The 26,914-nt window shown below is 58.6% G+C and carries 30 protein-coding genes; 9 read left to right on the top strand and 21 right to left on the bottom strand.

What is annotated here, in order from left to right:
* The first annotated feature begins 19 nt into the window (after nucleotides 1–19).
* Nucleotides 20–664 carry an SDR family NAD(P)-dependent oxidoreductase gene (locus ACR0NM_RS04375; protein WP_480613393.1) on the top strand — a complete coding sequence of 215 codons (645 nt, stop codon included), beginning with the start codon at nucleotides 20–22 and terminating at the stop codon, nucleotides 662–664.
* 61 nt (nucleotides 665–725) lie between these two features.
* Here ACR0NM_RS04375 and ACR0NM_RS04370 read toward each other — a convergent pair whose 3' ends face one another.
* The 4 genes from ACR0NM_RS04370 to ACR0NM_RS04355 form a co-directional block, all read right to left on the bottom strand.
* The gene (locus ACR0NM_RS04370; protein ID WP_480613391.1) at nucleotides 726–1,568 is read right to left on the bottom strand and encodes an ATP-binding protein; all 843 of its coding nucleotides are present in this window, start codon (nucleotides 1,566–1,568) and stop codon (nucleotides 726–728) included.
* A 115-nt stretch (nucleotides 1,569–1,683) separates the two neighbouring features.
* Nucleotides 1,684–2,562, bottom strand: coding sequence for a twin-arginine translocase subunit TatC (gene tatC, locus ACR0NM_RS04365; RefSeq protein ID WP_170396809.1), 879 nt, complete (start codon nucleotides 2,560–2,562; stop codon nucleotides 1,684–1,686).
* Complete coding sequence (gene tatB / locus ACR0NM_RS04360) at nucleotides 2,559–3,017, bottom strand: Sec-independent protein translocase protein TatB (protein ID WP_170396807.1); 459 nt, start codon at nucleotides 3,015–3,017, stop codon at nucleotides 2,559–2,561. Before tatB ends, tatC begins: the two co-directional genes overlap by 4 nt.
* Before the next feature lie 6 nt (nucleotides 3,018–3,023).
* Nucleotides 3,024–3,239 carry a twin-arginine translocase TatA/TatE family subunit gene (locus tag ACR0NM_RS04355; RefSeq protein ID WP_010440381.1) on the bottom strand — a complete coding sequence of 72 codons (216 nt, stop codon included), beginning with the start codon at nucleotides 3,237–3,239 and terminating at the stop codon, nucleotides 3,024–3,026.
* A gap of 218 nt (nucleotides 3,240–3,457) precedes the next feature.
* Here ACR0NM_RS04355 and ACR0NM_RS04350 point away from each other — a divergent pair, with 218 nt between their 5' ends.
* The gene (locus ACR0NM_RS04350; protein ID WP_170406158.1) at nucleotides 3,458–3,763 is read left to right on the top strand and encodes a hypothetical protein; all 306 of its coding nucleotides are present in this window, start codon (nucleotides 3,458–3,460) and stop codon (nucleotides 3,761–3,763) included.
* A gap of 21 nt (nucleotides 3,764–3,784) precedes the next feature.
* A complete protein-coding gene (locus ACR0NM_RS04345; RefSeq protein ID WP_170406161.1) occupies nucleotides 3,785–4,456 on the top strand; it encodes a helix-turn-helix transcriptional regulator in 672 nt (223 codons plus the stop codon).
* A gap of 63 nt (nucleotides 4,457–4,519) precedes the next feature.
* Here the strand turns inward: ACR0NM_RS04345 and ACR0NM_RS04340 are convergent, their stop codons facing one another.
* The 8 genes from ACR0NM_RS04340 to ACR0NM_RS04305 form a co-directional block, all read right to left on the bottom strand.
* Complete coding sequence (locus tag ACR0NM_RS04340) at nucleotides 4,520–5,683, bottom strand: peptidoglycan DD-metalloendopeptidase family protein (protein WP_480613389.1); 1,164 nt, start codon at nucleotides 5,681–5,683, stop codon at nucleotides 4,520–4,522.
* 58 nt (nucleotides 5,684–5,741) lie between these two features.
* The gene (locus ACR0NM_RS04335) at nucleotides 5,742–6,392 is read right to left on the bottom strand and encodes a protein-L-isoaspartate(D-aspartate) O-methyltransferase (protein WP_170509978.1); all 651 of its coding nucleotides are present in this window, start codon (nucleotides 6,390–6,392) and stop codon (nucleotides 5,742–5,744) included.
* Complete coding sequence (surE, locus tag ACR0NM_RS04330; protein WP_480613387.1) at nucleotides 6,389–7,171, bottom strand: 5'/3'-nucleotidase SurE; 783 nt, start codon at nucleotides 7,169–7,171, stop codon at nucleotides 6,389–6,391. Before surE ends, ACR0NM_RS04335 begins: the two co-directional genes overlap by 4 nt.
* A 118-nt stretch (nucleotides 7,172–7,289) precedes the next feature.
* On the bottom strand, nucleotides 7,290–8,375 hold the full coding sequence (locus tag ACR0NM_RS04325) for an ABC transporter ATP-binding protein (protein ID WP_170396795.1): 1,086 nt from the start codon (nucleotides 8,373–8,375) through the stop codon (nucleotides 7,290–7,292).
* An 80-nt stretch (nucleotides 8,376–8,455) separates the two neighbouring features.
* Nucleotides 8,456–9,502: a methyltransferase domain-containing protein gene (locus tag ACR0NM_RS04320; RefSeq protein ID WP_480613385.1), complete on the bottom strand. Its 1,047-nt coding sequence runs from the start codon at nucleotides 9,500–9,502 to the stop codon at nucleotides 8,456–8,458.
* Nucleotides 9,503–9,598: 96 nt separating this feature from the next.
* On the bottom strand, nucleotides 9,599–10,711 hold the full coding sequence (locus ACR0NM_RS04315) for a hypothetical protein (RefSeq protein ID WP_480613383.1): 1,113 nt from the start codon (nucleotides 10,709–10,711) through the stop codon (nucleotides 9,599–9,601).
* A 2-nt stretch (nucleotides 10,712–10,713) separates the two neighbouring features.
* Nucleotides 10,714–11,493, bottom strand: a complete 780-nt coding sequence (locus ACR0NM_RS04310) for an SDR family oxidoreductase (protein ID WP_170396789.1) — start codon at nucleotides 11,491–11,493, stop codon at nucleotides 10,714–10,716.
* Nucleotides 11,494–11,565: 72 nt separating this feature from the next.
* Entirely contained in the window at nucleotides 11,566–11,928 is a 363-nt protein-coding gene (locus ACR0NM_RS04305; RefSeq protein WP_480613381.1) for a SnoaL-like domain-containing protein, read from the bottom strand.
* 109 nt (nucleotides 11,929–12,037) lie between these two features.
* Here ACR0NM_RS04305 and ACR0NM_RS04300 point away from each other — a divergent pair, with 109 nt between their 5' ends.
* The 3 genes from ACR0NM_RS04300 to ACR0NM_RS04290 all read left to right on the top strand — a co-directional run bounded on the left by ACR0NM_RS04300 (nucleotide 12,038) and on the right by ACR0NM_RS04290 (nucleotide 16,125).
* Complete coding sequence (locus ACR0NM_RS04300) at nucleotides 12,038–13,642, top strand: peptide chain release factor 3 (protein WP_480613379.1); 1,605 nt, start codon at nucleotides 12,038–12,040, stop codon at nucleotides 13,640–13,642.
* 41 nt (nucleotides 13,643–13,683) lie between these two features.
* Nucleotides 13,684–14,589, top strand: a complete 906-nt coding sequence (locus ACR0NM_RS04295; protein ID WP_480613377.1) for a glycosyltransferase family 2 protein — start codon at nucleotides 13,684–13,686, stop codon at nucleotides 14,587–14,589.
* Between the two features lie 183 nt (nucleotides 14,590–14,772).
* Nucleotides 14,773–16,125, top strand: coding sequence for a DEAD/DEAH box helicase (locus ACR0NM_RS04290; protein ID WP_170396782.1), 1,353 nt, complete (start codon nucleotides 14,773–14,775; stop codon nucleotides 16,123–16,125).
* On the opposite strand, the gene ACR0NM_RS04285 is transcribed toward ACR0NM_RS04290, so the two are convergent.
* The 3 genes from ACR0NM_RS04285 to ACR0NM_RS04275 are packed head-to-tail and all read right to left on the bottom strand — an operon-like array spanning nucleotide 16,122 to nucleotide 18,144.
* Complete coding sequence (locus tag ACR0NM_RS04285; RefSeq protein WP_170396780.1) at nucleotides 16,122–17,024, bottom strand: DMT family transporter; 903 nt, start codon at nucleotides 17,022–17,024, stop codon at nucleotides 16,122–16,124. The genes ACR0NM_RS04290 and ACR0NM_RS04285 overlap by 4 nt on opposite strands.
* A gap of 21 nt (nucleotides 17,025–17,045) precedes the next feature.
* Nucleotides 17,046–17,948 carry a fatty acid desaturase gene (locus ACR0NM_RS04280; RefSeq protein WP_480613375.1) on the bottom strand — a complete coding sequence of 301 codons (903 nt, stop codon included), beginning with the start codon at nucleotides 17,946–17,948 and terminating at the stop codon, nucleotides 17,046–17,048.
* A complete protein-coding gene (locus ACR0NM_RS04275) occupies nucleotides 17,941–18,144 on the bottom strand; it encodes a DUF2061 domain-containing protein (RefSeq protein WP_170396775.1) in 204 nt (67 codons plus the stop codon). Before ACR0NM_RS04275 ends, ACR0NM_RS04280 begins: the two co-directional genes overlap by 8 nt.
* 108 nt (nucleotides 18,145–18,252) lie before the next feature.
* Between ACR0NM_RS04275 and ACR0NM_RS04270 the strand changes: the two genes are divergently transcribed.
* Nucleotides 18,253–19,119 carry a helix-turn-helix domain-containing protein gene (locus ACR0NM_RS04270; RefSeq protein WP_480613373.1) on the top strand — a complete coding sequence of 289 codons (867 nt, stop codon included), beginning with the start codon at nucleotides 18,253–18,255 and terminating at the stop codon, nucleotides 19,117–19,119.
* 76 nt (nucleotides 19,120–19,195) lie between these two features.
* The gene (locus tag ACR0NM_RS04265; RefSeq protein ID WP_170396771.1) at nucleotides 19,196–19,378 is read left to right on the top strand and encodes a hypothetical protein; all 183 of its coding nucleotides are present in this window, start codon (nucleotides 19,196–19,198) and stop codon (nucleotides 19,376–19,378) included.
* Between the two features lies 1 nt (nucleotide 19,379).
* Here the strand turns inward: ACR0NM_RS04265 and ACR0NM_RS04260 are convergent, their stop codons facing one another.
* The 3 genes from ACR0NM_RS04260 to bcoG all read right to left on the bottom strand — a co-directional run bounded on the left by ACR0NM_RS04260 (nucleotide 19,380) and on the right by bcoG (nucleotide 22,600).
* The gene (locus ACR0NM_RS04260) at nucleotides 19,380–20,141 is read right to left on the bottom strand and encodes an SDR family oxidoreductase (RefSeq protein WP_480613371.1); all 762 of its coding nucleotides are present in this window, start codon (nucleotides 20,139–20,141) and stop codon (nucleotides 19,380–19,382) included.
* Nucleotides 20,138–21,619 (bottom strand): carnitine 3-dehydrogenase, encoded by a 1,482-nt coding sequence (locus tag ACR0NM_RS04255; RefSeq protein ID WP_480613369.1) that lies wholly within the window; start codon nucleotides 21,617–21,619, stop codon nucleotides 20,138–20,140. The genes ACR0NM_RS04260 and ACR0NM_RS04255 overlap by 4 nt, the downstream gene beginning before the upstream one ends.
* 63 nt (nucleotides 21,620–21,682) lie before the next feature.
* Nucleotides 21,683–22,600, bottom strand: a complete 918-nt coding sequence (gene bcoG / locus ACR0NM_RS04250; RefSeq protein WP_170509547.1) for a 3-dehydrocarnitine:acetyl-CoA trimethylamine transferase BcoG — start codon at nucleotides 22,598–22,600, stop codon at nucleotides 21,683–21,685.
* Between the two features lie 132 nt (nucleotides 22,601–22,732).
* Between bcoG and ACR0NM_RS04245 the strand changes: the two genes are divergently transcribed.
* Nucleotides 22,733–23,719, top strand: a complete 987-nt coding sequence (locus tag ACR0NM_RS04245) for a GlxA family transcriptional regulator (protein ID WP_170396763.1) — start codon at nucleotides 22,733–22,735, stop codon at nucleotides 23,717–23,719.
* 75 nt (nucleotides 23,720–23,794) lie between these two features.
* On the opposite strand, the gene ACR0NM_RS04240 is transcribed toward ACR0NM_RS04245, so the two are convergent.
* Genes ACR0NM_RS04240 through ACR0NM_RS04230 form a run of 3 tightly spaced genes read right to left on the bottom strand, consistent with a single transcriptional unit; the run spans nucleotide 23,795 to nucleotide 26,802 of the window.
* Complete coding sequence (locus tag ACR0NM_RS04240; RefSeq protein WP_480436753.1) at nucleotides 23,795–24,841, bottom strand: aldo/keto reductase; 1,047 nt, start codon at nucleotides 24,839–24,841, stop codon at nucleotides 23,795–23,797.
* 31 nt (nucleotides 24,842–24,872) lie between these two features.
* On the bottom strand, nucleotides 24,873–25,331 hold the full coding sequence (locus ACR0NM_RS04235; RefSeq protein ID WP_170509541.1) for a DNA polymerase III subunit chi: 459 nt from the start codon (nucleotides 25,329–25,331) through the stop codon (nucleotides 24,873–24,875).
* A 4-nt stretch (nucleotides 25,332–25,335) separates the two neighbouring features.
* Nucleotides 25,336–26,802, bottom strand: coding sequence for a leucyl aminopeptidase (locus ACR0NM_RS04230; RefSeq protein WP_480613366.1), 1,467 nt, complete (start codon nucleotides 26,800–26,802; stop codon nucleotides 25,336–25,338).
* Between the last annotated feature and the right edge of the window lie 112 nt (nucleotides 26,803–26,914).

The raw sequence follows: 26,914 nt of genomic DNA, 5'->3' as shown, positions 1-26,914 counted from the left end.
GCAGGTTCAAACCCCCCTCATGACCGATCAGACCAAAATCGCCCTTATCACCGGGGCTTCTCGTGGGTTGGGCGCGGCGCTGGCCGAAGCGCTGGCCCCCGACTATCACATCGTCGCTGTCGCTCGCACTCAGGGCGGGCTGGAAGAGCTGGATGACCGCATCCAGGCAAAGGGTGGCTCGGCCACTCTGGCCCCCATGGACATCACCGATCCCAATGCGATGGCGACCCTGTGCCGGGGCATTCACGATCGCTGGGGCAAGATCGATTTGTGGTTGCATACTGCAATCCATACCTCAGCCCTGACGCCAGTGCATTTCGTTGATCCGAAGGAATGGAACAAGGCAGTCAGCATCAATGCAAACGCCACCTCGGTTCTGATCCCGTATGTCGCGCCTTTGTTGGGCGAAACTGGCCATGCCGTGTTCTTCGATGACCCGAAGGCAGGCGAGAAGTTCTATGGCATCTACGGCTCCACCAAAGCGGCGCAGATGGCGCTGGCTCGCAGTTGGGCGACCGAGACCGCGCGGACGGGACCGCGCGTGTCGATTGTTGTGCCTGCACCGATGCCGACCGCCGTACGTGCGCGTTTCCATCCCGGTGAGGATCGGGATGTATTAACCAGCACTGCGGATGAGGCGGCGCGGATTATAGCACTGTTGTGAGAATGGCCCTGACGGGCCATGCCTCCGGCGGAGGTATTTCTGGCCAGATGAAGCGGGCGGACTAACCGATATGGACGCCGTTTCGCCCGGCGAGGTCGACGAAGAATTGCCAGGCGACGCGGCCCGAGCGCGCCCCCCGGGTGGCTTGCCACTCGATGGCTTCGGCGCGCAGAGTTTCGGGATCAACCTTGACGCCATGAGCGGCGCAGTAGCGATCGATCATCGCTAGATATTCGTCCTGATCGCAGGGGTGGAACCCCAGCCACAGGCCGAAACGGTCAGAGAGTGAGACCTTCTCCTCGACCGCCTCGGACGGATTAATGGCGCTGGAGCGTTCGTTTTCGATCATGTCGCGCGGCATCAGGTGGCGGCGGTTTGATGTGGCGTAGAACACAACGTTTTCCGGGCGACCTTCGATACCGCCGTCCAGCACGGCCTTGAGCGATTTGTAATGCTGATCATCGTGGCTGAACGACAAATCATCGCAAAACAGGATGAACCTGTGCGGCGCGGCACGCAGGTGGTTCAGCAAACGCGCGACCGAGCCCATATCCTCGCGCTGCAATTCGACCAGTTTCAGGTCAGGATGCTCATCCTGCAACGTACCGTGCACCGCTTTGACGAGGCTGGATTTCCCCATTCCGCGCGCGCCCCACAAGAGCGCGTTATTAGCCTTGTAACCCGCAGCAAAGCGGCGCGTGTTGTCCAGCAACGTATCGCGGGAGCGGTTGATCCCCACCAATAGATCAAGGTCGACCCGATTGACCTGTGTGACGGGTTCCAGCCGGTCAGGCTCGACATGCCAGACGAAAGCCGGGGCCGCGTTGAAATCAGGTTTCGCCAGCGGCGCGGGCGCCATGCGTTCCAACGCGTCCGCAATGCGATTCAGGGCTTGGTCGTCCATCGGCTCCTCCGGGATGTTCTGGCGGAGTTCAACCATGTTCCGATCAACACAACAAGAGTAGCAATTGAAAAAGGCGCGCCTACCTTGGGCGCGCCTTTAAAGCTATTGGAACAGGTTACTTGTTCTCTTCGTAATCCTGCATCACGTCTGCGTCGGCTTCGGCCTCTTCATCGTCGTAGTATCCATCGGCGCGCAACTGTTCTTCGCGCTTCTTCTCGACACGGGCGACCAGGAATATTGAAATCTCATAGAGCCCGTAAACTACGACAAAGAGGATGATCTGGGTGATCACGTCCGGCGGTGTGACAATCGCAGCCAACACCAGAATGCCTACCACCGCATATTTACGCACTGCCCCCAGACCTTCGGCACTGACAAGTCCGGCCTTACCCATCAGTGTCAGCAATACGGGCAATTGAAAGCACAGGCCAAAGGCAACGATGAACTTGATGGTCAGGTTGAGATATTCCTGCGCCGAACCCTGAAACACCACGCTCAAAGGTGCGGTTGCGCCTTCTGCTACAGCTTCCCCTTCCGCTCCAAATTGCTGGAAACCGAGGAAGAAGTCATAGGCCAGTGGCGTGACCACATAAAAAGCGAAGCTTGCGCCCAGCAGGAACATGAAGGGAGAGGCCAGCATGAACGGCAGAAACGCGTTCTTTTCCGATTTATACAGGCCCGGCGCCACGAACCTCCACATCTGCATTCCGATATAGGGAAAGGCCAGAATGAACCCGCCCAGCAGCGAAACCTTGATGGCTACAAAGAACCCTTCCTGCGGCGAGATGAAGATCAGCCCGCAATCCTGTCCACGCTCGGTCAGCACCTCACATAGCGGTTGCGTGAGGAAATTGAACAGTGGCGTGGCCACGGTGAAACAGATGATCATACCGATCAGAAACGCCACAACGCAGTGGATCAGCCGCGTACGTAGCTCGGCCAGGTGCTCGATCAGGGGTGCCGAGCTGTCCTCGATCTCGTCGGTCTTGGTCATGTTTTGCTTTCGGTTTTCAGCGCTGCTTCGGCCTCTTCCGCCTTGGCCAGCGCATCCGCGGCTTCCTTGGCTTTGCGTTCAGCGGCAGCGCGGGCCGTTGTGGCTTGGATCTTCTTGGCTTGCTCTGCTCGCTCGGTGGCCAGCTTGCCGGTCTCGCTGTCAGGGTCGAACTTGGTTGGGTCGATGGATTTGGCCACGTCGCGCGCGGCTTCGTTGATCCCGTCCATCGCTGTACTAACCGGGTTGGTCGCCGCGTTCAGGCCCTTCTTGATCTCATTGACGCCTGCTTCGTCCGCAGCCTCGTTCATTGCAGTGCTGAATTCGCGCGCCATGCCGCGCGCCTTTCCGACGAACCGTCCGACATTGCGGAACAGCACAGGCAGGTCCTTTGGCCCCACCACGATCAACGCGACGATGCCGATGACCAGAAGCTCGGTCCAGCCCAGATCAAACATCTAGGCTCAGACCTTGTCTTTGTCAGTCTCAGGCGTGACGTCTTTGGCCAGCTCAGACGCGTCTTGTTCCAGCTCTTCCGAACCTTCCTTGATGCCTTTTTTGAACGAGGTAATGCCTTTACCCACTTCGCCCATCAGCGAACTGATCTTGCCGCGTCCAAACAGGACGAGAACCACAACAGCAATCAGCAGGATACCCGGAAGGCCAATATTGTTGAGCATGACTTGTCTCCTTCTACGTCGGCGCAGCGCGCCGTGAATATGTCTGGCCCCGTGTCTACGCCCGTACGGGCATCAGCAAAAGTGCGACAGATCAAATCCGCGCGCAAAATTGAACGGATCATGCGTTTTTTGCGGACTCGCATTTCTCAACTGACAGGTTTATGTCAGTTGATATCACCTAGAAGGACGATATCGAAACCTGGTCTACGGAGAACCACATGACCCATGTCGCAGAAATCGTCACCTTTACCCTTGCCGACGGCACAAAGCCCGAACAGTTCGTCAGGCTAAGCCAAGCCTCCGAAGCCTTCGTCCGCGCGGCTCCCGGCTTTACCCACCGCCAGCTAAGCCATGGCGAAGATGGCCGCTGGACCGACTATGTCGTCTGGACCGATATGAAATCCGCAAAGGATGCCGCTGCTGCATTCATGCAACAGGATTTTGCACCCGCTCTGATGGCGGCAATCAACCCCGACAGCGCCCAGATGCGTCACGAGACCGTGCTATGGAACATGACCGCCTAAGGGCGGCTCAGACGGCGTGTCATGCGCCGCACTGACCGCCTGTTCGACATCATACAGATCCTGCGCGATGGTAACTTGCACCGCGCGCAGGACATCGCGGACCGACTTGAGGTGTCGGTCCGTACGATCTATCGCGATATGGACACGTTAGTGGCCTCGGGCGTTCCTGTAGAAGGCGAACGCGGCGTAGGTTACATGGTACGCGAACAGATCACTCTGCCCCCGCTAAACCTGACACCCGCCGAGCTTGAGGCTCTGAACCTCGGCATGGCGATCGTGGCCGAAGCCGCCGATCCCGATCTTAAATCCGCCGCGGAATCTCTGGCCGAGAAAATCGACGCCGTCTTGCCCACGCAGGTCATTGCCGAGGCCGACAGCTGGAAATTCGCGGTCTATCCCTTCGCTGATGTCGTACGCGGAATGGCACATATGGCCCCGATCCGCGCCGCGATCAAATCGCGCCAGAAATTGCAGCTCAGCTACCGTCGCATTGACGGCGCGCTGACCGAACGCACCATCCGACCGCTACATATGGAATACTGGGGCCGTGTCTGGACACTGACTGCCTGGTGCGAGCTGCGCAACGACTTCCGCGTCTTCCGCATCGACCTGATAGAAAACGTCACGCCTCTGCCGGAACTCTTTACTGACGAACCGGGTAAACGGCTCAGCGACTACGATCCCAATGCGTGATCCGTCCTTCAACTGGCCCCAAATACCTCCGCCGGAGGCATGGCCCGGAACGGGCCATTTCGGTCACTTCAGGTAAGGCTCGGGATCAACCGACTCGAACCCTTTGCGCACTTCGAAGTGCACATATGCATTGTCGCCCCCGCGAAGCGAGGCGATCTTTTGTCCCCGTCGCACCCGATCACCTTTCTTGATGGTGATATTGTCGACATTGGCATAAACAGTCAGCAAGTCATTGTTGTGTTTCACAACGATGATCGGAACCTGATCCGCATCCGCGGTGATCGCGGCGACCGTGCCTGCCTCGGCCGCACTGACCGACGCGCCTGGCGCTGCGGCGATATCTATCCCCTCATTCTTACCCTTCTTGTAGGTCCGAATGATGGTGCCGCTCACCGGGCTTGCCAGCGCCGAGCTTCTCGAATTGGTCGGGGCCTCGGCTGTGATATCCGGCGCAGGCGTTGCCGCGGCAACTTTCTCATCCGGCAATGGCTGCGTCGCGCTCGGCGGCGTAGGAGTTGGTGAGCCTTCCCCCGGTTGGGTTACCGCAGTTGCCGTGGCGGCCGGCGCTGCTGCCCGAGGTGCCGGTTGATTCTTGACCGGGATCAACAGGTACTGGTCTTCGCGCACCATAAAATCTGGTCCCAAACCGTTCCATTCTGCCAGAGACTCCACAGGCACCTGATAGAGGCGCGAAATTGTATAGGCTGTCTCACCCCGCTTGACCTTGTGCCGGATCGGCTCAGGCCCCGTAGCAACCGGTGCCGGAGCCGCAGCAGGTTGCGCGGGCTCCAATGTCGATGTCTGTACAGATCCTGTGTCCGGTGCCTCGTCAATCGCGGTTCCGGCAATGGTCGCAATATCAACATTGCTCGTCCCACCGACCGAGCGCGGCAAGGCCAGAACTTCACCGTCACGCAGGCTGTCATTTGGCTGCAATCCGTTAAACCGGGCCAATTCGGCCACCGGCATGCCGATCCGGGTGGCGACATCGCCAACTGTATCCCCACGGCGGGCTACCGCGACCTGATAGTTCGGATAGGTGATCACGCCACGCGCATCCGGCGTCGGGCGGTTGGCGGTCGCTGCAAGGGCGGCATCTGCAGTGGAGAACCCGCCGACATTGCCGCGCAGGTCATAGTCATATGGCCCTTCACACCCGGCCAGAATTGCCAGCGCGGCAACACCTGTCGCATAGCGGCGCATTGCTGATTTGGAAACTGCTCTCATTTTACTGTCCTCAACACCTGCCCCTGTTCTCCGGGGTTCTGGCGCCTCTAATATACCTTCACGCTCCGTCTTTTCCCAGCCCCTCAAGCAAGGGCACAAAACGGACCGGCAACAATTCGTCATAGTCCAGACCGGTTTCAGTGCGCGTGACCCGGATTAGGGTCTGCACCGCGTCCGATTGGCCTACGGGTAACACCATGATACCGCCGATTTTCAACTGCGCCAAGAGCGGCCCCGGAGGATCTTCGGCGGCCGCGGTCACAATGATACGGTCAAACGGGGCCTGTTCGGACAGGCCAAACGATCCATCCGACAGCATCGCGGTCACATTCGTCAGCCCCAGCTCACGGAACAGTTCTCCCGTTTCGCGCACCAGCCTCTTGTGCCGCTCAACCGTGTAGACCCGGCGCGCCAGCTTGGACAGGATCGCCGCCTGATAGCCCGAGCCGGTGCCGACCTCTAGAACCGTATCACGCGGACGCACCTGCAGCGCCTGCGTCATCAGCCCCACAACCGAAGGCTGGCTGATGGTCTGGCCACAGGCAATAGGCAGTGGAGTGTCCTCATAGGCCCGGTCCGCGAACAGGCCTTTGACAAACTGCCCCCGGTCAACCTGCTCCATCGCCGCCAGCACACGTGCATCCGTTACCCCGCGCGAGCGCAGGGCAAACAGGAACTGCATTATGGTTTCTGCGCTTGGTCCAGTCATTCGATGACCTTTAGCGCCTCGAGCGTGTCATATGCTGTCAGATCAGCGCGCATCGGAGTGACCGAGATATATCCTTCCAGATTGACCGCCGCATCCGTGCCCGGAGCAGTCGGGTTATGTTGATACCCGCCCTTAATCCAAAGGAACCGGCGACCCGAAGGCGAGCTGTGCGGCTCGACAGAGAAATGTGTATCGCGTCGGTACCCCTGCGGGGCCACGCGCGTACCCAGCACCTCATCTGCGGGAACCGGAGGGAAATTCACATTATAGAACAGACGATAGTCGCCCTGCTGCTCGGGTGTCGCATCAAGAATGCGGCGCACCAGATCGGCCCCAAATTTGGCAGCCGCCTCAAACGGATCGTCCAGCCCCAGATTGCGCGGCCCGAAATATTGCGACAAGGCAATCGCGGGCACACCTTGCAACGCCGCCTCTATCGCGCCGCCGATTGTACCCGAATACAGCGTGTTTTCAGCCGAGTTGTTGCCCCGGTTCACCCCTGACAACACCAGATCGGGCGGTGCGTCCTTCATAACGTCGTGCAAACCGGCTAACACGCAATCCGCCGGAGACCCTTCGGCGGCATAGCGACGCTCGCCCAGTTTGGCGACCATCATCGGGTGGGTATAGCTGATGCAATGGCCCACGCCCGACTGTTCAAAGGCAGGCGCGACGACCCAGACCTCGCCATCGGGACCGGCCAGTTCAGCCGCGATCGCTTCAAGTACAATCAGTCCCGGCGCATTGATGCCGTCATCATTGGTCAGAAGAATTCGCATGCCCGGTCCACCCCTCGTTTTGCCCTTGATAGACCCGCCTCAGCGCTGCGACAAGCAATGCACATGCGCAATCTGAGGCTTTCACGCACCACTTGGATGAAAATGCAGGATTTGAGCGTCAGGCCGGGAATACAAAACACCGGTCGCGGCGAATGGTCAGCCACATGACACGGCCCTCTTTGGGCACAAAGACGTTCGGGACCGTCGCCTTCAGGATCGAGCCATCATAGTCCATGCGAAACTCGACAAGGCTTTCATTTCCCAAAAACCGAGCACGCTCAACCACGCCTCGGGCGGCAATGCCGTCTGTCGGCGTCGGCGCAGGCCCTTTGCCATTGCGGTCGAAGTCCAGCTTGACGTGCTGGGGTCGAAACACGATTTCAACATCGGTCGCGTCCGGCACACCGGGCGCAAGAAAACGGCCAAACGGAGTATGCGCCAACGCACCATTAACTTGAGCCTTCAACACATTGATATCACTAAAAAACGAAACTGCTGCCTTGTCTGCAGGCCGGGTATAGACATTGTATGGCGCCCCCTGCTGCACAATCTTGCCGCGCCGCATCAGCGCGATTTCATCAGCCATTCGCATCGCCTCGTCCGGCTCATGCGTGACCAACAGAACAGCAGCGTCCTCTTCTTTGAGGACTGCGAGCGTTTCGTCCCGAATGCCGTCGCGCAGACGGTTATCGAGGCCCGAGAACGGCTCATCCATCAGCATGATCCGCGGACGTGGGGCCAAAGCACGGGCCAGAGCAACCCGCTGCTGCTCACCCCCAGATAACTGATGCGGAAATCCATCGATGAACCGCATCAGATCGACCTTGGTCAGCAGTTCCTCGACCCGCGCGCGTTTCTGCTCTTTGCTGCCTTTCAGGCCGAACGCGACGTTATCCGCTACGCTGAGATGTGGAAACAGCGCAAAATCCTGAAACATCAGCCCAATCTCGCGCCGTTCGGGCGGTACGCGGAATACCGTGTCACAGATCAGCTTACCATCGACGTAAATCTCGCCCGAGGTCTGCATTTCGACCCCCGCGATCATCCGCAAGGTGGTCGACTTTCCGCAGCCCGAAGGCCCCAGCAGGCAAGTCACCTGCCCCGCGTGTACGGTCAACGATACATCATCCACGACCGTCCGCCCGCCAAAGCGCGCAATCAGATTGCGGATTTCCAATCGAGGAGGAGTTGTCGTCACTGTCACCGATGGACCCCATTGCCTTTCCCGATCAATTCCATCGGGCTTAGGCGGGGATAACAACCCCGCCCATCAGGCGCAAGGGATCAGCAGCACCCGGTCGAGGCAGCTTCGCCCTGTACAACAAACGGGCTATCCCCGCCGCAGCCTTCGAAAATCCCGTAATGGGTCGAAAAATCGCCGATGAACTCAAAATACCGTGCAAAACGGGTGTCTTGCAACATCATCCACGTGTTGCCACAGACCGGGAATACTTTGCCGGCCTCGATCGTATGGTGGTCATCCAGTACAAATTCATGCGGCGCATGCGGCACTGTGCCCTTGTAGATCACAGCCTGACCGTAATCCTCGCACGCAGGCTCCAACTCCGGCAGCTTGAAAAGACGGTAGGTGGCCGAGATAAAGCTCAGCGGTGCGACCCGTTCTTCAAGAATTGGGTTTTCGATCGTCAAAGGACGATGCGTCACCCGACGGGGATCGCCAAATCCGGCAGCACGCGACATCGACAGAAAATCGTTCCAATAGAGCGCACCCGACAGGCATTCGCCATACAGGATCTCATCCTCGGCCATCGCCTTGGGCACCCGGCGATCGGCGTAGACGTCCGAGAAATACATCTCTCCGCCCTCTTTTAGCAGCCGATGCGTACCACGCAGCACAGCAGCCTTGTCGGTCGCCAGATTGATCACGCAGTTTGAGACGATGATATCGAACGATCCCGGTTCGAGGTCCAGCTCATCCAGCTTTTCGATATAGCCGTGGTGAAACTCGACATTGCTGGCCGAATGTCCGAATGCCTTCGCGTGATGGTCCTGATGCGCTCGCGCCACGTCGAGCTGCTCAGGCGTCATGTCAACGCCGACAACACGGCCCTTTTCACCGACCATCGCGGATAAAGCATACACATCGCGCCCCGCACCACAGCCCAGATCCAGGATACGCATTCCCTCCAGATCCAACGGAGCAATCAGCCCGCATCCATAGTAACGTGTCAGCACATCATCATGAATTTGCGACAGAATTTTCTTGAAGTGATCCGGCATATCATCCGGAGTACAGCAGGCATTTGTTTGCAAATCCGCGCTGCCTTGCAACACCTCACCATAGTAGTTCTGCACAGCCTCGTGCTTCATCGGGGCAATCCTTTTGTCACTGGTCTTTTGCAGCTAGTGCAGCAATCCACACCACGCAATCCACCAGCGCCCGATCTGACGAAACCGTGACAGGGCTCAAGCGAGCAGATCGAAATCCACGCCTGCGTGCACGCGGCCGTTCACTTGAATCTCTAACCGATGCGGCCCAGGAACCAACTTGAATGTTGTTGCATTGCCCTTCAGCTTGTGCCGCTTTCTAAGTGTCAACTGACCACCTGTAAGCGCGGCCTGTTTCAACTTGTGAACCTTGGGTGAGATCTTTCCGCCAGGTCGTTGGAAATGAACGATATAGTCGACCAAGACTGGCTGATCTTCTGCGCCGCTCAGGCGGGTTTCAAACTCCAGCGCTTCACCAATCCGGGCCGGGCCGTTTACCTGAATCTCAACCGCAATATCTGCATCGGGATCGTATCCAAGCACCTTCATCGCCTTGGGATGCCCAGATTTCACAAGGCCTCGTAATGCATGAGATGTCATCCAGTTCAGTTCATCCTTGTCCTGCCGCCCTGCCTTGCCCCAATCCCGCAGACGTTCCAGCACCAGATCGGGGTCTTTCTTGGTGATATCATTCAGATGATTGGCGACCGAGCGCGTCACATAGCGCGTCCGATCCCCGTGCAACCGGTCCAATAACGGCAATGGGTCTGACATTGCCAAGCCAACGGCCTGCCCCCACGGTAAACGCGGCCGCGTGCCCTCGCTGACCAGACGACGCACGTGATAGCTGGGATGGGTGCACCAGCCCTGCATCCGCGCCATGGCCAGTTCGGAGTGGTGATTGAGGAACGGGCGGATCGCCCATTCCATCGAAAATCTCTGGGTCAGCTCTTCGAATACATCCAGCGCCAAAGCGGGATGATCCAGGCCGATTGCACAAACCCAATCACCCAAGGGCGCAAAGATAAAGTCTCCGAAGTCATCATCACTTTTGGCGGGGTCCAGCGGAGGCGGCAGCGCCCGCAGAATGATCGGTGCCACTGCCGGCAAATCGCCAGGCACCGATTCTTGCAGACACTCTGCAATCCACGCCATACGCTCTTTCAGTTCAAGCTCGGGCAAACGCGACATCACTTTCGCCGCGAATGCTTCTTCTTTGAAATCGGAATCAGCATTGGCGAACAAGCCCGCAAGAAAGCTTACCTTTTCCGCGTTGAACAACTGATCTTTCAGAGAAAAGTTCTGTGCCATACCTACATCGTCAAATTGGTGCCACCACCGTCCAGCAAAATGTTCTGCCCGACAATGAACCCGGCGTGTTGCGAGCATAGAAACGCGCAGGTCGCCCCAAACTCTTCCCTCGTGCCATAGCGTCTCGCTGGGATGGTTGCAGCGCGTTCAGCCCGTGCCTCGGCCATCGAAATACCTTTCTGCTCTGACACCCCGCCATCCAGCGCGTTCGCGCGGTCGGTGGCGTGGATACCTGGCAGCAGATTATTGATCGTCACGCCATGTGGTGCCACCTGGCGCGATGTGCCCGCAACATAGCCGGTTAATCCAGTTCGCGCCGCATTTGACAGGCCCAGCACCGCAATCGGCGCGCGTACCGACTGCGAGGTGATATTCACCACGCGACCCCAGCCCTTATCCATCATGCCCGGCAGCAGAGCCTTCATGAAAGCTATGGGTGTCAGCATATTGGCATCCAGTGCTTTGATGAAATCATCACGCTCCCAGTCCGACCACATGCCGGGCGGAGGGCCACCCGCGTTTGTGACAAGGATATCAGCACCCTGCGCAGCACTTATCACCTCGGCCTGACCCTCTGGTGTGGTAACATCACAAGCCACTGTCTGCACGGCAACGCCATATGATGATCGCAAACGCGTGGCTTCAGCCTCCAACGTTTCGGCTCCGCGCGCGTTCATCACAAGATCGACGCCGGCTTCGGCCAACGCCTCGGCACAGCCCAATCCCAAGCCTTTGCTGCTGGCACAAACCAGCGCGCGTTTTCCGCGAATTCCCAAGTCCATTCTGACCCTCCCTATCTTCGGCACACATCTAACATCGGCCCGGCAAAGAAGGCCAGAATGGGATCTTGCGGATTAATAAAAGAACTCTTCACGCACGATCTTGCCATCGGCGACGTGATAAACACCGACCTCACGCATATTAAAGCTCTCACCGGTTTCTCTCACCTTGCCCTGCACTTCAAAGATCACGGCAAAGCGGTCGTCACCATGCGGGTACGGGCCACTGACGGACGCGCCCGATACTTCATGTGCGCCTTCCCACCATTCGTGCTTGCCACGAATAGCTTCCAATCCGTGCGTCTCGCGCCCCATGCCCGCAAAATCCTGTCCCTCAACAGAAACAGCATCCGAGGCATAAAGCTTCTCGAGGTTCTCCTTGGCCCGGTTCTCGCGGCATCCAGCAACCAGTTCGTCCGCGATTTCTTTCAAATTCATTGGTCCACTCCATATTTTGTTCACTATATGTTCTTATTGCCACAGCCACATGATTCGAACCACCCCCTTTGTCTTGCCTCAGTTGGATTCCCCGCCTATACGCGCGCTTATGCTTGATACTTCGAACCAACCCACCCTGCCGCCCGAGATCGCTCGTCGCCGGACATTCGCTATCATCTCGCACCCGGATGCGGGTAAGACGACGCTGACGGAAAAGTTTCTGCTGTACGGCGGCGCGATCCAGATGGCTGGACAGGTACGCGCCAAGGGTGAGGCACGGCGGACGCGGTCGGACTTCATGCAGATGGAGAAAGATCGCGGTATCTCGGTCTCAGCCTCGGCCATGTCATTCGACTACGGGAACTTCCGGTTCAATCTTGTGGACACACCCGGCCACTCGGATTTCTCCGAAGACACCTATCGCACCCTGACAGCCGTAGACGCCGCCGTCATGGTCATTGACGGTGCGAAAGGTGTGGAAAGCCAGACGCAGAAACTGTTCGAGGTCTGCCGCCTGCGCGATCTGCCGATCCTGACCTTCTGTAACAAGATGGACCGCGAAAGCCGGGATACGTTCGAGATCATCGACGAAATTCAGGAAATGCTGGCGATCGACGTCACGCCAGCCGCGTGGCCTATCGGCGTGGGTCGCGATTTCATCGGCTGCTACGACATGCTGCGCGACCGGCTTGAGCTGATGGACCGCGCCGACCGCAACAAGGTGGCCGAGAGCATTCAGATCGACGGGCTGGACGACCCCAAACTGGCCGAGCACGTGCCTGCCGAACTGCTGGATAAGCTGCTGGAAGAGGTTGAGATGGCACGCGAATTGCTGCCCAAGCTCGACCCTCAGGCGGTGCTTGAGGGGCACATGACCCCGATCTGGTTTGGTTCGGCCATCAACTCGTTTGGCGTCAAGGAACTGATGGAGGGTATCGGCGCCTATGGTCCGCAGCCGCAGGTTCAGTCGGCTGAGCCCCGTCAGATCGCGCCCGATGAAAAGAAGGTCGCCGGTTTCGTGTTCAAGGTGCAGGCCAATATGGACCCCAAACACCGCGACCGGGTGGCCTTTGTCCGCATGGCCTCGGGCCATTTCAAACGCGGCATGAAGCTAACGCATGTGCGATCGAAGAAACCGATGGCAATATCGAACCCCGTGCTGTTCCTCGCCTCTGACCGGGAACTGGCCGAGGAAGCCTGGGCCGGTGATATCATCGGCATTCCCAACCACGGTCAGTTGCGCATCGGCGACACGCTGACCGAAGGTGAGGCGATCCGGGTAACCGGCATCCCCTCCTTCGCACCGGAATTGCTGCAAACGGTGCGCGCGGGTGACCCATTGAAGGCCAAGCATCTGGAAAAGGCCCTGATGCAGTTCGCCGAGGAAGGTGCCGCGAAGGTATTCAAACCTTCGATTGGGTCGGGCTTCATCGTCGGCGTCGTCGGTGCGCTGCAATTCGAGGTGCTCGCCAGCCGGATTGAGATGGAATACGGCCTGCCTGTGCGGTTTGAGGCGTCTCAGTTCACCTCGGCCCGTTGGGTCAGTGGCAACAAGGTTGAGATCGACAAATTCGTCAACGCCAACAAGCAGCATATTGCCCATGATCACGATGGAGATATCGTCTATCTGACGCGGCTGCTGTGGGACATCGACCGGGTCGTCCGCGATTATCCCGAGCTGAGCCTGACCGCGACGAAGGAAATGATGACCTGACGGACTCTGCGGGCAATCCAGAAGTGACCACATGGGGGATTGTGTCCACGATCCGCGCCCCGCGTGAGGATATTCTGCGCTTTGCCGCCCACCACCTCGATATCGGCGCGGACCGGATTCACATCTTTCTGGACGAGCCGGTCCAGGGGGACATCTCAGCCCTGCGCGACCATCCCCGGATCCGGGTGCGTACCTGCGATGCGGCGTTCTGGAAGCGCCGCAGGCGTGAGAGGCCGGACAAACATCAGGTTCGACAATCCTCGAATGCGAATTTGATCTACAACAGGACTGATCTGGACTGGGTCGCACATATCGATGTCGATGAGTTTTTGTGGCCAATGTCCCCGATCCCAGACCTGCTGCGCGACATTCCCGATGACATCCCCGCCGTCCGCGTCCGCCCGATTGAGGCGCTGGCGGGTGGCCAGGACCTCTACAAAGCGTTCATTCCCGAAGGTCAGAATCGACAAGCGCTGGTCGAAGCGCTCTATCCCAATTTCGGCACTTACGTTCTGGCCGGTTTCATGAGCCACATTCAGGGCAAACTGTTCGTACGCGGCGGTTTGAAAAAACTGAGCGACCGTATCCACAACCTCTATCAGCACGGTGAGTTTCTGCCAGTCAGAACCGAGCTTCCTCAGATCGATCTGTGTCATCGCCACGCCCCGGATTGGGAGCATTGGCTGGCGCATTATCGTTTCCGCCTCGAACGCGGCTCGTACCAGGCCAGCCTGGATCGGCCGCGAAAGATCGGTGCGCTAGACAGGTACGAATTGATCACCCTTCTGGAAACCGAATACGGGCTCGATGGCCTGCGGGAATTTTACGATGAAATCAGCGCTGCTGACCCGGAAGTGCTGGAACGGCTTGAGGATAACGACATGATCCGTCACCGGCCGCTTGATCTGGACCAAAAAGTCGCGAAACACTTTCCCGGAACCATCTGAATTGTTGCGGAAATCCTTGTTACCGGCAGATTTGCCACGGATTAAACCGACTTCATTTGACCCTGCCCCACGTTTTTGTTATGCCCGCGCCACAGCCGAAACGCGCATGGGGCGCATGGCCATCCGGGCCCGGCATTTTCAGACGCGCGGGCCAGGTCTAGTGTCCGCTTGAACCGGACATACATGACAAAGTTTAACGAACTGAACCTGAACCCGAAGGTCCTCAAAGCAATCGAGGAAGCCGGATACGAAACTCCGACCCCGATCCAGGAAGGCGCAATTCCAGCCGCGCTGGAAGGGCGCGATGTTCTGGGGATCGCCCAAACCGGCACCGGCAAAACCGCCAGCTTCACCCTGCCGATGATCACATTGCTGGCCCGTGGGCGCGCCCGCGCACGTATGCCACGCTCGCTGGTCTTGTGCCCGACGCGGGAACTGGCAGCGCAGGTGGCCGAGAATTTCGATACCTACGCCAAGCACCTCAAGCTGACCAAAGCACTGTTGATCGGTGGCGTTTCCTTCAAGGAACAGGATGCTCTGATTGACCGCGGTGTTGACGTGCTGATTGCCACTCCGGGCCGTCTGCTGGATCATTTCGAACGTGGGAAGCTGCTTCTGACAGGCGTTCAGATCATGGTGGTGGACGAAGCTGACCGGATGCTCGACATGGGCTTCATTCCTGATATCGAGCGCATCTTCTCGCTGACGCCATTCACCCGCCAGACGCTGTTCTTCTCGGCCACCATGGCGCCCGAGATCGAACGGATCACCGATACTTTCCTGTCGGCCCCCACCCGGGTCGAAGTTGCGCGTCAGGCCACCGCTTCGGAAACCATCGAACAAGGCGTGGTGATGTTCAAAGGTGGTCGCCGGGATCGTGAGGCCAGCCAGAAACGCAAGACCCTGCGCGCATTGATCGATGCCGAGGGTGACAAATGCACCAATGCCATCATCTTCTGCAATCGCAAGACCGATGTAGATATCTGCGCCAAGTCGCTGAAGAAATACGGCTATAACGCCGCCGCGATCCATGGCGATCTGGATCAGTCGCAGCGGATGAAAACACTGGACGGATTCCGCGATGGATCACTGCGGCTGCTGGTGGCTTCGGACGTTGCTGCACGGGGTCTGGATATCCCCTCGGTCAGCCACGTGTTCAACTTCGATGTTCCCGGCCATGCCGAAGATTATGTCCACCGCATCGGCCGCACGGGCCGTGCCGGGCGCGAAGGCAAGGCAATCACGATCTGCTCGGGCCGCGATGAAAAGGCGCTGGCCGCGATCGAGAGCCTGATCCAGAAGGACATTCCGCGCATCGACAATCCGGTCAAGGCCGATGAACCCAAGCCCGAGGCGCCAAAGCCAGAGAAGAAGGCCAAAGCGTCGGACAACAAAAAGAGCGAGAGCCGCAAAGAGCGAGAGCCCAAAACCCGTGGTCGAGGGCGTCGCGACGATGGCGGGCCAGCAGTTGTAGGCATGGGGGATCACCTCCCCAGCTTTATCGCCCTCAGCTTTGATGAGCGTCGCGCAGGCTAGATTGTCAGCACAAGCGCCAGTATCGACAAGCCAAGCAACGTCATCCCGGCGATCTCGCGCCGGGTGATGGTTTCACGGAAAAACAGCAGCGATGCGAACAGGCTGAGGATCAGTTCGATCTGACCCAAGGCCTTTACATAGGCTGCGTTCTGCAACGTGAAGGCGAAGAACCAGCAAAACGAACCACAGAGGCTGGTCAGGCCGACAAAAACACCGGTCCGGCGAGTCTCCCACACCGCGCGCAGCTCGGCCCTGTCTCGCCAAAGCAGCCACAGCCACATGCTGAGAAACTGAAACGTTACCACGACGGCAAGTGTCACAAGTGCCCGGAACCACGCATCGATGTCGCCCAATTGCAAAGAGGCGCCGCGATAGCTGACCGAGGAGAATGCGAATAACACGCCTGACCCCAGTCCAAGACGCGAGGCTTTGTTTGTCAGATGTTGCCACCAAGCGCCGCTGCCTCCGGGCGTTTTTGACAATAACAGGACGGCCAGCAACCCAAGCAGAATTGCCCCCAGCGCCCCGGTAGAGACCTGATCGCCGAGGACAAGGAACCCCACAATAGCGGTTTGAATCACCTCAGTTTTCTTAAACGTAATCCCTACCGCAAAGTTGCGCTGCTTGAACAATGCCACAACGCAGATCGTGGCCAAAATCTGTGTGGTCCCGCCAATGACAGCAAATATCCAGAACTTCGCCGTCAGCGCTGGCAGTTCGTACCCTGTCGCGCCCAAAGCAATGAAAAGCCCCAGCAAGGCCAATGGCATGGAATAGGCGAATCGTGCAAATGTCGCCCCGGCAGCCGAAAGCTTCACGCTGCTCAGGGATTTCTGCAGCATGAACCGCACCGTCTGGAACGATGCGGCCGCGATGGTGACGGGAATCCATAAACTCATGGCTTCCCTTCTGTCGTTAAATCAAGGCTTTGGCCAGAGCGGATGCGCCACCGGATCCTTGGCGCGCCAGAAATACTCTCGGAATATCTGCCCGTACGAACGGTAGACATAAGCCTCGTTACAGGCTAAGTATCTTTCCTTGCCCGTGCGGTAGAGTGCAGGCAATCGGTACCAAGGTGCTGATGGGTTCATATGATGAACGACGTGCAAGTTATTGTTCAAAAACAGAAATGCAAGGATGCCACGGTCTTCTACGATCACTGTGCGCGCGCGCGATTTCTCATGCGCGCGGTGTTCCAGGAATGTGCGGATCTTGACCAAACCCAACCCGATATATGCTGAAAGGGCGAAGGCCCAGATCGGCATTTGCGAAAGCGCGACGATCCAAAGAACCGCGACAACGCCGGGCATATGCAGCGCCCATGCCAACAAAATCGCCCGATCTCCGCGAAGTGCACCACGCAGTTCATCCCGCAAGAACGCAACCTGCCCGATCGCAGGCCCCAGAACCATCCGCCCCAGCAAAGTATTGTTCACTTGATACATCCGTCTTTGCCATCGAGCCAGAGACGCCCAGACCTGCGGGTCGAGATAGTTGGTCTCAGGGTCATCATAGGGATCGGTTAGGTTCGCGTCACAGTGATGCGCCAGATGCAGGTCCCGAAACCGATTGTAGGGAATGAACAAAGTCAGTGGCAGCGCCATCAGCGTCTCATTCAGCCACTTCTGGCGAAAGGGATGCCCGTGCAAAGCCTCATGGGTCAGCGAGGAATGCAGCGCAGCCACCAGCCCCATGAACGGGATCGCAAGCCAAAGCGATATGCCTGCCAACCAGAAAATCGCACCAATCCAGGCTAAATAGCACGCGATGATCAGGGCAAATGTCGCCCATTCAGGTGATTTGGGTGTGACCGGCTCAGCCATTGCGGCCCCACGTGATTCCGGCCCAGATACGCTCGTAAATTACATACATGGTCAAGCCAATGGCTGTGTTGACCAGAGCAACCATCCCTCCAAGTGCTGCTGAACCCGTGGCGATCAAACCAACCAGCGTCATCATCGCCAGCCCCATCGCATTCCACACCAGCGCCTTCACGACCGACCTGCGTCGTGTTTCCATTCCAGACCCCATTCTTATTTTTGTAACACCAGCGTTACAGACAGACCCAAGGGTCGTGAATTCTGAATATGATTAACAATTCTCACCAAAGGTGATATTAATCACCACATGATTGATAAAATCGACAAACGGGATCGCGCCCTGCATTTTCGCCAGCGCCTGGCCCGAGCGATGCAGGATCGAGATGTCAGCCAAAGCGCCCTGGCACGCAGCATCGGGGTTGACCGATCTACCGTTTCGCAATTGCTGACCGGGGCGGGGGCACGCCTTCCGAATGCTCATGTCGTCGGCAGCTGCGCCTCGGCGCTTGGGGTTTCCGCCGACTGGCTTCTTGGGCTTTCCAACCGACCCGAAAGCGCGGCAGAACTATTGGCCAGTTCCCTCACCCTAACCGAGGCCGCCCGGGCATTGGTTGATGAGCGCATTTTTGAATGGCATCAAGAGGCCGCCGGCTACAAGATACGCTACGTTCCGGCTACCCTGCCCGACATGCTCAAGACCCGCGCCGTGCTTGAATGGGAATACGCTCCGCATCTCGGCCGTACTGCAGATCAAGCCATTGGCGCCTCGGCAGACCGGCTGGCATGGATGCGCAGCGCCCAGTCCGATTATGAGATTGCCATGCCGTTGTACGAGCTTCACAGCTTTGCCTATGCCACCGGTTACTACGAGGGACTACCGCTTCAGGTCCGGTTGGATCAGATCGATCACCTGCTGTCGGTGTGCGAGCAGCTTTATCCACGTCTGCGCATCTATCTATTTGATGCAAAACGTCTTTACTCTGCCCCCGTCACGATATTCGGCCCACTTCTTTGCGTGTTCTATGCCGGAAGCCACTACATGGCTTTCCGAGACCGCGACCGGATTGAGGTCTTTACGCTCCATTTCGACCGGCTGGTTCGAGAGGCGGATATGACCGCGCGTGATTTCCCGGACCATCTGCAGCAATTGCGCTCAGAAATCTCTCAGACATGACCTGGGCTGAAAGCTGTAGTATAGTCACTTGGCGCGAAACTACAGACATTCCGATCTGAGATGGAGGATGACGGGAATGGACGCACTCAAAACCGCTGAATACGCACGTGCCCTTTATACGGCCCATGGCGATCGGGCCGAAGCCGAAGCTGCGCAGAAAATGCGCGAATGTGAAGCCGCCGGAAATCAGCAGGAGGCGCAGGACTGGCAAGCCGTCCGCAGCGCCATCCGCCAGATTCGGGGGCCAAATCAGGGCTGATTCACAGTTTCGGGTCAGGATTGACCGTATGGCCATCCACCGCGATTACCTGACCCGACACCAGCCTCGCTGCATCTGAAGCCAGGAATACAGCCATGTTCGCTATGTCCTGCGCCTCTACAAAGCGGCCCATGGACGTGCCCGAGGCATAGCCGTCGTAAACCTGATCCCGGGTCATGCCCTTGGCATCGGCCTCGCGCTGTAACACGCCCTCCATGCGTGGTCCTTCAACCGAACCCGGGCAGATCACATTGCAGCGGATACCGTGCGGCCCAAGCTCCATCGCCAGCGTCTTGCCCAATCCCACCATGCCCCACTTGGCCGCCGCGTACGGCGCGCGGTTGGGGTATCCGTACTGGCCTGCAGTCGATGAAGTGATCAAGATCGCCCCGCTGCGCTGCTGTTTCATCAGAGGTGCAGCGTATTTAGAGCACAAAAATGACCCCTCTAGATTGATGGAAAGGCATGACCTCCAATCCGTCAGGGAAACGTCCTCAACTGCTGCGGTGGGACCCGCTATCCCCGCATTCGCACAGAGCACATCAAGCCCGTCCCATTCGGTCTCAAGGTCAGTAAACACAGCCGCGACAGCATCCTCATCCGACACATCAAGCTGGCTTTGCTTCCAATGCGCCGGGCAATCCGCCAACGCATCCGCATCAACATCCGCAACCCAGACCTGAGCCCCGGCAGCATCAAACGCTTCAGCCATGGCCCTGCCGACGCCAGAGGCGCCTGCGGTAATCAAGACCCGGCTGCTCATGCGGGCTTGCGGATCGCCGCGCCCGCGCCTTCGGGATAAGGCAACCCGGCCTGCGCCTCGGCAACCCGTGCCATCGCGGCCTCGATCTCGGGTGAAGGTCGGCTGGGGCGTCGGGTCTCAAGGCTGACATGCAGAAGAAAGCTTTCGCCTGTGGCCAACAGCGTTTCACCCTCGTACATGCTGTGGAAGACATGCAGCTTCTTGCCCTGCCCTAACAGCATCTGCGTACGGCATTCGATCCGCGACCCCGCATGGGTCTCCTGCATGTAACGGATGTGATTTTCGGCAGTGAAATAGCTGCCGCCTGTCGCGATATACTCCATATCGCAGCCAATGATTTCCATGAAACGATCCGTGGCTGCTGCAAAGGCCTCCAGATATTTAGCTTCATTCATGTGGCCATTGTAGTCGGTCCAATCCAGCGGAACGGCGCGCGACAGCGTGAGGATCGGCTGGCTCAGATCCGCCTCGTCCAGCGTCGGCAGCGCTCCTGGCTTCAAGGCCGCATCATGCTGGTTCAATACCGCCCCTGCACCATAGTTCTGGGCCTTCAGCGCCCGCATCATACCAACGAGGTTATTGTCCCGGATACGCTCCAACTCGCGGATCGAGTGCTTGCCAGACTGCGCATCCGACTGATCCGCAATCAAGTCGACCAGTTCGTCGGTAAACTCGGGCACATCCATGAGCTTGGTCCAGGGCCATTTCAGCGCCGGGCCGAACTGAGCCATGAAATGCCGCATCCCGGCCTCTCCACCGGCCACGCGATAGGTTTCGAACAGTCCCATCTGGGCCCAACGGATACCAAAACCCATGCGGATGGATTCATCGATCTCTTCGGTCGTTGCGATGCCGTCTTTCACCAGCCAAAGCGCCTCGCGCCACACCGCCTCGAGGAACCGGTCAGCAATATGCGCGTCGATTTCCTTCTTGATGTGCAGCGGGAAGAACCCCACCGAAGTCAAAAGATCTTTGGCCCGCGCGATCAAGTCAGGTGAATTCTTGTCGGTCGGAACCAGTTCGATCAGTGGTAGCAGGTAGACCGGGTTGAACGGGTGGGTCACCACGATCTGCTCGGGTCGCAACGCGCCTTCCTGTAACTCCGAGGGCTTGAACCCGCTGGTCGAGGACCCGATGATTGCATCTGGATCACAAGCCTCCTGCAGGCTTTTGTAAACCTTCAGCTTCAGATCGAGCCTTTCCGGTACGCTCTCCTGAATCCAGATCGCACCCTGAACTGCCTCACTGAGATCGTCATGAAAGCTCAGCGTCCCTTCGAGAGGCAGAGGTACATCGCTCAACCCCGGCAAAGAACGACGCGCGTTATCTAACACCTCACCGATCTTCCTCTCGGCTTCAGGGTCGGGATCGTATACCCGAACATCCCATCCGTTCAGCAGGAACCGGGCAGCCCACCCGCCACCGATCACTCCGCCTCCGATGATTGCTGCTGCTTTTGCTTGCTGTTCTTTGCCCACGATCCGCCTCTTCATCTGGCCAAAAATATCTCGGGGGTTTGGAGGCTGGCCCCCAATCCGCGACTACTTCGCAACCGGAGCCCGCTTGGTAAGCCCCAGCTTCTCACGTACTTCCTGCGGCCCGATCACCCGCGCGCCCATGTTTTCGATGATGCTGCCTGCACGCTCGACCAACTGCCAGTTTTCGGCCAGAACACCCTTTTCCAGCCACAGGTTGTCCTCCAGCCCGACGCGCACATTACCGCCCGCCAGAACCGAGGCCGCGACATACGCCATCTCATTGCGCCCCAGCGAAAACGCGCTGAACGTCCAGTCCTCCGGCACATTGTTCACCATCGCCATAAAGGTGTTGAGATCATCCGGAGCCCCCCACGGCACCCCCATACATAGCTGGACCAGAGCGTTCGGTTCCAGAACCCCCTCTTTCACCAGCTGCTTGGCGAACCACAGATGGCCGGTGTCGAAGGCCTCGATCTCGGGCTTCACGCCCAGATCGGTCATCATCTGCCCCATCGCCCGTAAGGCGCCGGGCGTATTGGTCATCACATAATCGGCCTCGGCAAAGTTCATCGTGCCACAATCCAGAGTACAGATTTCAGGCAAGCACTCCGCTACATGTGCAACACGTTCAGTCGCACCAACCAGATCGGTTCCGGCCTCTGCCAAAGGCAGCGGATTTTCGATCCCGCCGAACACCATGTCTCCGCCCATGCCCGCCGTCAGGTTCAGAACCGCGTCTACTTCGGCATCGCGAATGCGGTCCGTGACTTCACGGTACAGCGCCAGATCGCGTGAAGGCGCACCGGTCTCGGGGTCGCGCACATGGCAGTGCACCACGGCCGCACCGGCTTTCGCTGCAGCAATTGCACTATCGGCAATCTGCTTCGGCGAACGCGGCACATGTGGGCTGCGATCCTGTGTCCCGCCCGAGCCGGTGACGGCACAGGTGATAAAGACTTCGCGGTTCATTTCCAAAGGCATGGCGTTATCCCCAGCTTATACCCGGTTTTACCGTGGGTTTTCCCCAGGCTTCTCCCCGGATTCCGATTTGCGTCAACGCCAACTCTGACGCAGCCTTGAGGGAACCACTTAGCAAAATGCGAATCAGACTTGATGAAATCCGCAAAAAACATACTGCAGCCCGAACATCGCGCCCTGAAAACGGCGGTGCTGGTGCTGGACGAATGCAACACACTCAGCTTCGCGGCCGCCGTCGATCCGATGCGTGCTGCCAACCGACTAGCGGATCGGCCCGCTTTTGATTGGGACTACGTCACGGCAACCGCAGAACCCGCGTTGCTGACCAGCGCTCTGAATGTGCAGGGCATTCCCCTGGCCCGGTTGCAGGGCTGCGATCTGTTGATCGTAGTTGCCGGATTCCAATTGGCCCGTCATGCGACGCCAAGCCTGCTCGCCGGGCTCCGCAGGATCGCGGCCACCGGTGCAACAATCGCCGGGATAGATGGCGGCCCCTGGTTACTGGCTGAGGCTGGATTGCTCGACGGTCACGCGGCGACGACCCATTGGGAGGATTTGGAGAACTTCGCTGCGCGCTTTCCCAATGTCGATGTGCGCCCTGACCGATTTACCGTCTCCGATACACGCCTGACCTCCGGCGGCGCCGTCCCGGCGATCGATATGATGCTCCATATTATTGCTGCACGTCATGGCGCGGGCTTTGCCGCCCGCGTGTCCGGGCTATTCCTCTATGAAGGTGCGTCTCAGCCCTCAAAACCACAAAGCCGCACCGGTGCGCCGCACCGTCACACCGCGCTCACAGCCAAAGCCAACTCATTGATGGAATCCTCACTGGACGACCCCCTGTCCCTTGCGCACATCGCCGATAGACTCGGCACTAGTACGCGCACCCTGCAGCAGCAGTTCCGCCTGCGCCTGAATACAACTCCACAGGATCATTACCTGCAACTCAGACTGGCCGAGGCCCGCCGACTGGTTACCGATACCGACCTGCCGCTGATGGACGTGGCGCTGGCCACCGGCTTCGCCTCGCAATCCAGCTTCGCGCGCGCGTTCCGAACCGCCCACGGCCTCACGGCTCGCGACCTCAGGCAAGACCGTACGCAACCCACCCATCACTGACGCGATCCAACTTCATCTGGCCTAAAATACCTCGGGGGTGTCGCCAAAAGCGACGGGGGCAGAGCCCCCATCCCTTCAATATGGCATCGGAAACGCCCGATGCGCCGCACTGATCTCGGCCATCACTTCGGACGACAGCTTCAAATCCTTACCCGCCAGAATATGTTCTAGCTGCGCTACATTTGTCGCGCCAAAGATGGTTGAGGCCATGAACGGACGGCTGCAACACCACGCCAGTGACATGTGGATCGGGTCCAGCCCATGCCGCGCGGCGACATCCAGATAAGCCGCCACTGCATCAAAAACGCGATCTGTTTTGCGCCCGCCCATATTCGGCACCAGCGCCATGCGTGATCCTTCTGGAACAGCACCCCCTTGATATTTCCCAGTCAGGAAACCTGCCGCCAACGGTGAGAATGATAGTAGCCCGACATCTTCCAGAAGACACAATTCAGCCAGGTCGGTATCGAATAACCGGCAGAGCAAAGAATATTCGTTCTGGATCGACGCGACCCGAGGTCCACTAACCTCATCCGACGCCCGCAACCACTGAGCGGTACCCCAAGCGCTTTCATTCGACAGACCAAAGGCGCGGATATTGCCCTTGTCCACCTGCGCCTGCAGAGCGATCAGGCTTTCGCGCATCTCGTCCATAATCTCGTCCCGGTTGTGACCCGAGGGTGCATAGTCCCAGTTCTGTCGGAACATGTAGCTGCCACGATTTGGCCAGTGGAACTGATAGAGATCTATACAGTCAGTCTGTAGACGACGCAGTGAACCCTCTATCGCCTCAGGTATGGTCTCTTTCGAGATTGGGGCGCCATTGCGCGCATGCACGAACCCTTCACCAGAGTGTTTCGTGGCCAGCACATAGTCACCGCGCCGCGAAGGATTGGCGGCATTCCAATTGCCAAGAATCTCTTCGGTCCGCCCGACCGTCTCTGCCGAGATCGGGTTCACCGGATACATCTCAGCCGCGTCGACAAAGTTGATCCCACCCGCAAGCGCCATGTCCATCTGGCGGTGCGCCTCAGTTTCCGAGGTCTGAGTACCAAAGGTCATTGTCCCAAGACATAAATCCGACACCATGATCCCGGTGCGGCCCAAAGGCTTCATATCCATTTGAAATCTCCTAAAATATATTTGTGGCCGATCAAGCCTCGGCCTTTTTCTCCCATCGTCCGGATTCCTCGGACCAATACTGTGCCGAACACCCCGCCCCGGTCAGAGCCTTCCACTGCCCGCGCGCATGTTGAACCGCCTCCGGATCATTCCCGTCGAACAGAATGCAGACACGCTCCATGGTCGAAACTTCCTCCGCCTCAACCGTTGCCCCATCGACAGCCATTACACAGGTCGCGTCATTTGCTGCCCCTTGGCCGGTCGTCAGCAGAACGGGCTGTGCCGCGTCGTGCGGGCCACCTTCGCGGCCATGCGGCAGGAACCCGTCCTCAGGTCCCAGCCACAATTTCTCATCCAGCCAGTCCATCCGCGCAGGGTCGACACCCCGCACGGCAATCCGCCATCCGGCCTGCCGTGCCTTGTCGAGCAGCACAGGCAATGTGTGCTCCAACGGCTGACGGGTCAGGTGGTAGAAATAGACGGCACCCATGCGCTTACTCGAAATTATCCTGCACGAACCGGCTTAGCGCGCGGACGCCCCAGCCCGTGGCCCCTTTCGGTGCATAAGCGGTCTCGGAAGAGACAGAGGCCACACCTGCGATATCCAAGTGAATCCACGGCGTCTCTTCCTTGACGAAACGCTGCAGGAACTGCGCTGCGGTGATCGAACCTGCGGGCCGCCCGCCCACGTTCTTCATATCCGCAATGCGCGATTTAAGTTGTTTGTCGTAGCCTTCACCCAAGGGCAGCCGCCATGCGCCCTCGTCCTCGGCCTTGGCCGACTTCAGGAAGGCGTCGCAGAAGGTGTCATTGTTTGAAAACACACCGGCATTCTCATGCCCAAGACCAATGATGACCGCGCCCGTCAGAGTGGCCAGATCGATCATGCCCACCGGCTGGAACCGATCCTGCGCGTACCACATGACGTCACACAGAACCAAACGACCCTCGGCATCGGTGTTGATGATCTCGACAGTGTCGCCTTTCATCGAAGTGACCACATCGCCCGGGCGAGAGGCATTGCCCGAGGGCATGTTTTCGACCAACCCGACCAGCCCCACGACATTGGCTTTGGCGTTGCGCTTGGCCAACGCTCGCATGGTTCCGGCAACAACACCCGCGCCGCCCATGTCCATGGTCATGTCTTCCATGCCTCCGGCCGGCTTAAGCGAGATACCGCCGGTATCGAACACGACGCCCTTACCGACCAAGGCCAGTGGCGCGTCATCCTTGTCGCTGCCGTCCCATTGCATCACCACAACTTTCGAGGGGCTGACCGAGCCCTGCCCGACGCTCAGCAACGTGCGCATGCCCAGTTCTTCCAGCTTGTCCTCTTCCAGAACCTCGACCTTCAGGCCCAGCGATTCCATCTCGACCAACCGGTCCGCGAACTCAGTTGTCGTCAGCACGTTTGCAGGTTCATTTGTCAGATCTCGTGTCATGCGCACACCGTCTGCGACGGCATAGAGCGGGGCAAATGTGGCCTTGGCCTCTTCCGGTTTAGAATGACCGATGGTGATCTCGCCTGCCGGATCGGCCTCCTTGGTCTTGTGGACATCAAAATCATAGGTCCGCAGCACCATGCCCAAGGCCAGTTCTTTGATACGCGCGTGATTGGCGGCCATGACCAGCACGGGTTTGCCCGCTGCAGCTTTCGCCAGATTGGCCCCGGCCTTGCGTGCCTCGTCCGCGTCGGGACGGCGCGGCAACACCAGAATATCCAGCGCCTCGGCCACCATTCCGGCAGGCCAGGCCAGCGAAATAACATTACCCGATTTGACCTTGCTGAACCGCTCGCTTTCGACCAGTCGCGCAACCGCGCCTTTGGTCAGGCGATTGGCTCGACGCGCGGCGGGGCTCATCTTGCCATCGGCGGGAATGAGAATGGCCACGCGCCCTTCGGTTTGCGCTATCGCATCAAGGTCAAAGGGGGTGAATCGGACGGGCACAAGACTGCTCATATCATTCTCCTGAAAAATGCGTTGCCCAAGACCTAGCCCGCGCAGCCACCGTTGACCAGATAGCAGTTTTCCCCGCCGGGCAATTGCATTATGGTCGCGCGAAAATAACGGC

The organism is Ruegeria sp. AF2, from assembly GCF_056542025.1.
This window is presented reverse-complemented; position numbering and strand designations above follow the sequence as displayed.

What these genes read in the sequence shown, in the direction of transcription:
- ACR0NM_RS04375 (WP_480613393.1), top strand. Translation starts at nt 20, where the DNA reads ATGACCGATCAGACCAAAATCGCCCTTATCACCGGGGCTTCTCGTGGG.
- ACR0NM_RS04370 (WP_480613391.1), bottom strand. Translation starts at nt 1,568, where the DNA reads ATGGACGACCAAGCCCTGAATCGCATTGCGGACGCGTTGGAACGCATG.
- tatC (WP_170396809.1), bottom strand. Translation starts at nt 2,562, where the DNA reads ATGACCAAGACCGACGAGATCGAGGACAGCTCGGCACCCCTGATCGAG.
- tatB (WP_170396807.1), bottom strand. Translation starts at nt 3,017, where the DNA reads ATGTTTGATCTGGGCTGGACCGAGCTTCTGGTCATCGGCATCGTCGCG.
- ACR0NM_RS04355 (WP_010440381.1), bottom strand. Translation starts at nt 3,239, where the DNA reads ATGCTCAACAATATTGGCCTTCCGGGTATCCTGCTGATTGCTGTTGTG.
- ACR0NM_RS04350 (WP_170406158.1), top strand. Translation starts at nt 3,458, where the DNA reads ATGACCCATGTCGCAGAAATCGTCACCTTTACCCTTGCCGACGGCACA.
- ACR0NM_RS04345 (WP_170406161.1), top strand. Translation starts at nt 3,785, where the DNA reads ATGCGCCGCACTGACCGCCTGTTCGACATCATACAGATCCTGCGCGAT.
- ACR0NM_RS04340 (WP_480613389.1), bottom strand. Translation starts at nt 5,683, where the DNA reads ATGAGAGCAGTTTCCAAATCAGCAATGCGCCGCTATGCGACAGGTGTT.
- ACR0NM_RS04335 (WP_170509978.1), bottom strand. Translation starts at nt 6,392, where the DNA reads ATGACTGGACCAAGCGCAGAAACCATAATGCAGTTCCTGTTTGCCCTG.
- surE (WP_480613387.1), bottom strand. Translation starts at nt 7,171, where the DNA reads ATGCGAATTCTTCTGACCAATGATGACGGCATCAATGCGCCGGGACTG.
- ACR0NM_RS04320 (WP_480613385.1), bottom strand. Translation starts at nt 9,502, where the DNA reads ATGAAGCACGAGGCTGTGCAGAACTACTATGGTGAGGTGTTGCAAGGC.
- ACR0NM_RS04315 (WP_480613383.1), bottom strand. Translation starts at nt 10,711, where the DNA reads ATGGCACAGAACTTTTCTCTGAAAGATCAGTTGTTCAACGCGGAAAAG.
- ACR0NM_RS04310 (WP_170396789.1), bottom strand. Translation starts at nt 11,493, where the DNA reads ATGGACTTGGGAATTCGCGGAAAACGCGCGCTGGTTTGTGCCAGCAGC.
- ACR0NM_RS04305 (WP_480613381.1), bottom strand. Translation starts at nt 11,928, where the DNA reads ATGAATTTGAAAGAAATCGCGGACGAACTGGTTGCTGGATGCCGCGAG.
- ACR0NM_RS04300 (WP_480613379.1), top strand. Translation starts at nt 12,038, where the DNA reads ATGCTTGATACTTCGAACCAACCCACCCTGCCGCCCGAGATCGCTCGT.
- ACR0NM_RS04290 (WP_170396782.1), top strand. Translation starts at nt 14,773, where the DNA reads ATGACAAAGTTTAACGAACTGAACCTGAACCCGAAGGTCCTCAAAGCA.
- ACR0NM_RS04285 (WP_170396780.1), bottom strand. Translation starts at nt 17,024, where the DNA reads ATGAGTTTATGGATTCCCGTCACCATCGCGGCCGCATCGTTCCAGACG.
- ACR0NM_RS04280 (WP_480613375.1), bottom strand. Translation starts at nt 17,948, where the DNA reads ATGGCTGAGCCGGTCACACCCAAATCACCTGAATGGGCGACATTTGCC.
- ACR0NM_RS04275 (WP_170396775.1), bottom strand. Translation starts at nt 18,144, where the DNA reads ATGGAAACACGACGCAGGTCGGTCGTGAAGGCGCTGGTGTGGAATGCG.
- ACR0NM_RS04270 (WP_480613373.1), top strand. Translation starts at nt 18,253, where the DNA reads ATGATTGATAAAATCGACAAACGGGATCGCGCCCTGCATTTTCGCCAG.
- ACR0NM_RS04265 (WP_170396771.1), top strand. Translation starts at nt 19,196, where the DNA reads ATGGACGCACTCAAAACCGCTGAATACGCACGTGCCCTTTATACGGCC.
- ACR0NM_RS04260 (WP_480613371.1), bottom strand. Translation starts at nt 20,141, where the DNA reads ATGAGCAGCCGGGTCTTGATTACCGCAGGCGCCTCTGGCGTCGGCAGG.
- bcoG (WP_170509547.1), bottom strand. Translation starts at nt 22,600, where the DNA reads ATGCCTTTGGAAATGAACCGCGAAGTCTTTATCACCTGTGCCGTCACC.
- ACR0NM_RS04245 (WP_170396763.1), top strand. Translation starts at nt 22,733, where the DNA reads ATGAAATCCGCAAAAAACATACTGCAGCCCGAACATCGCGCCCTGAAA.
- ACR0NM_RS04240 (WP_480436753.1), bottom strand. Translation starts at nt 24,841, where the DNA reads ATGGATATGAAGCCTTTGGGCCGCACCGGGATCATGGTGTCGGATTTA.
- ACR0NM_RS04235 (WP_170509541.1), bottom strand. Translation starts at nt 25,331, where the DNA reads ATGGGTGCCGTCTATTTCTACCACCTGACCCGTCAGCCGTTGGAGCAC.
- ACR0NM_RS04230 (WP_480613366.1), bottom strand. Translation starts at nt 26,802, where the DNA reads ATGAGCAGTCTTGTGCCCGTCCGATTCACCCCCTTTGACCTTGATGCG.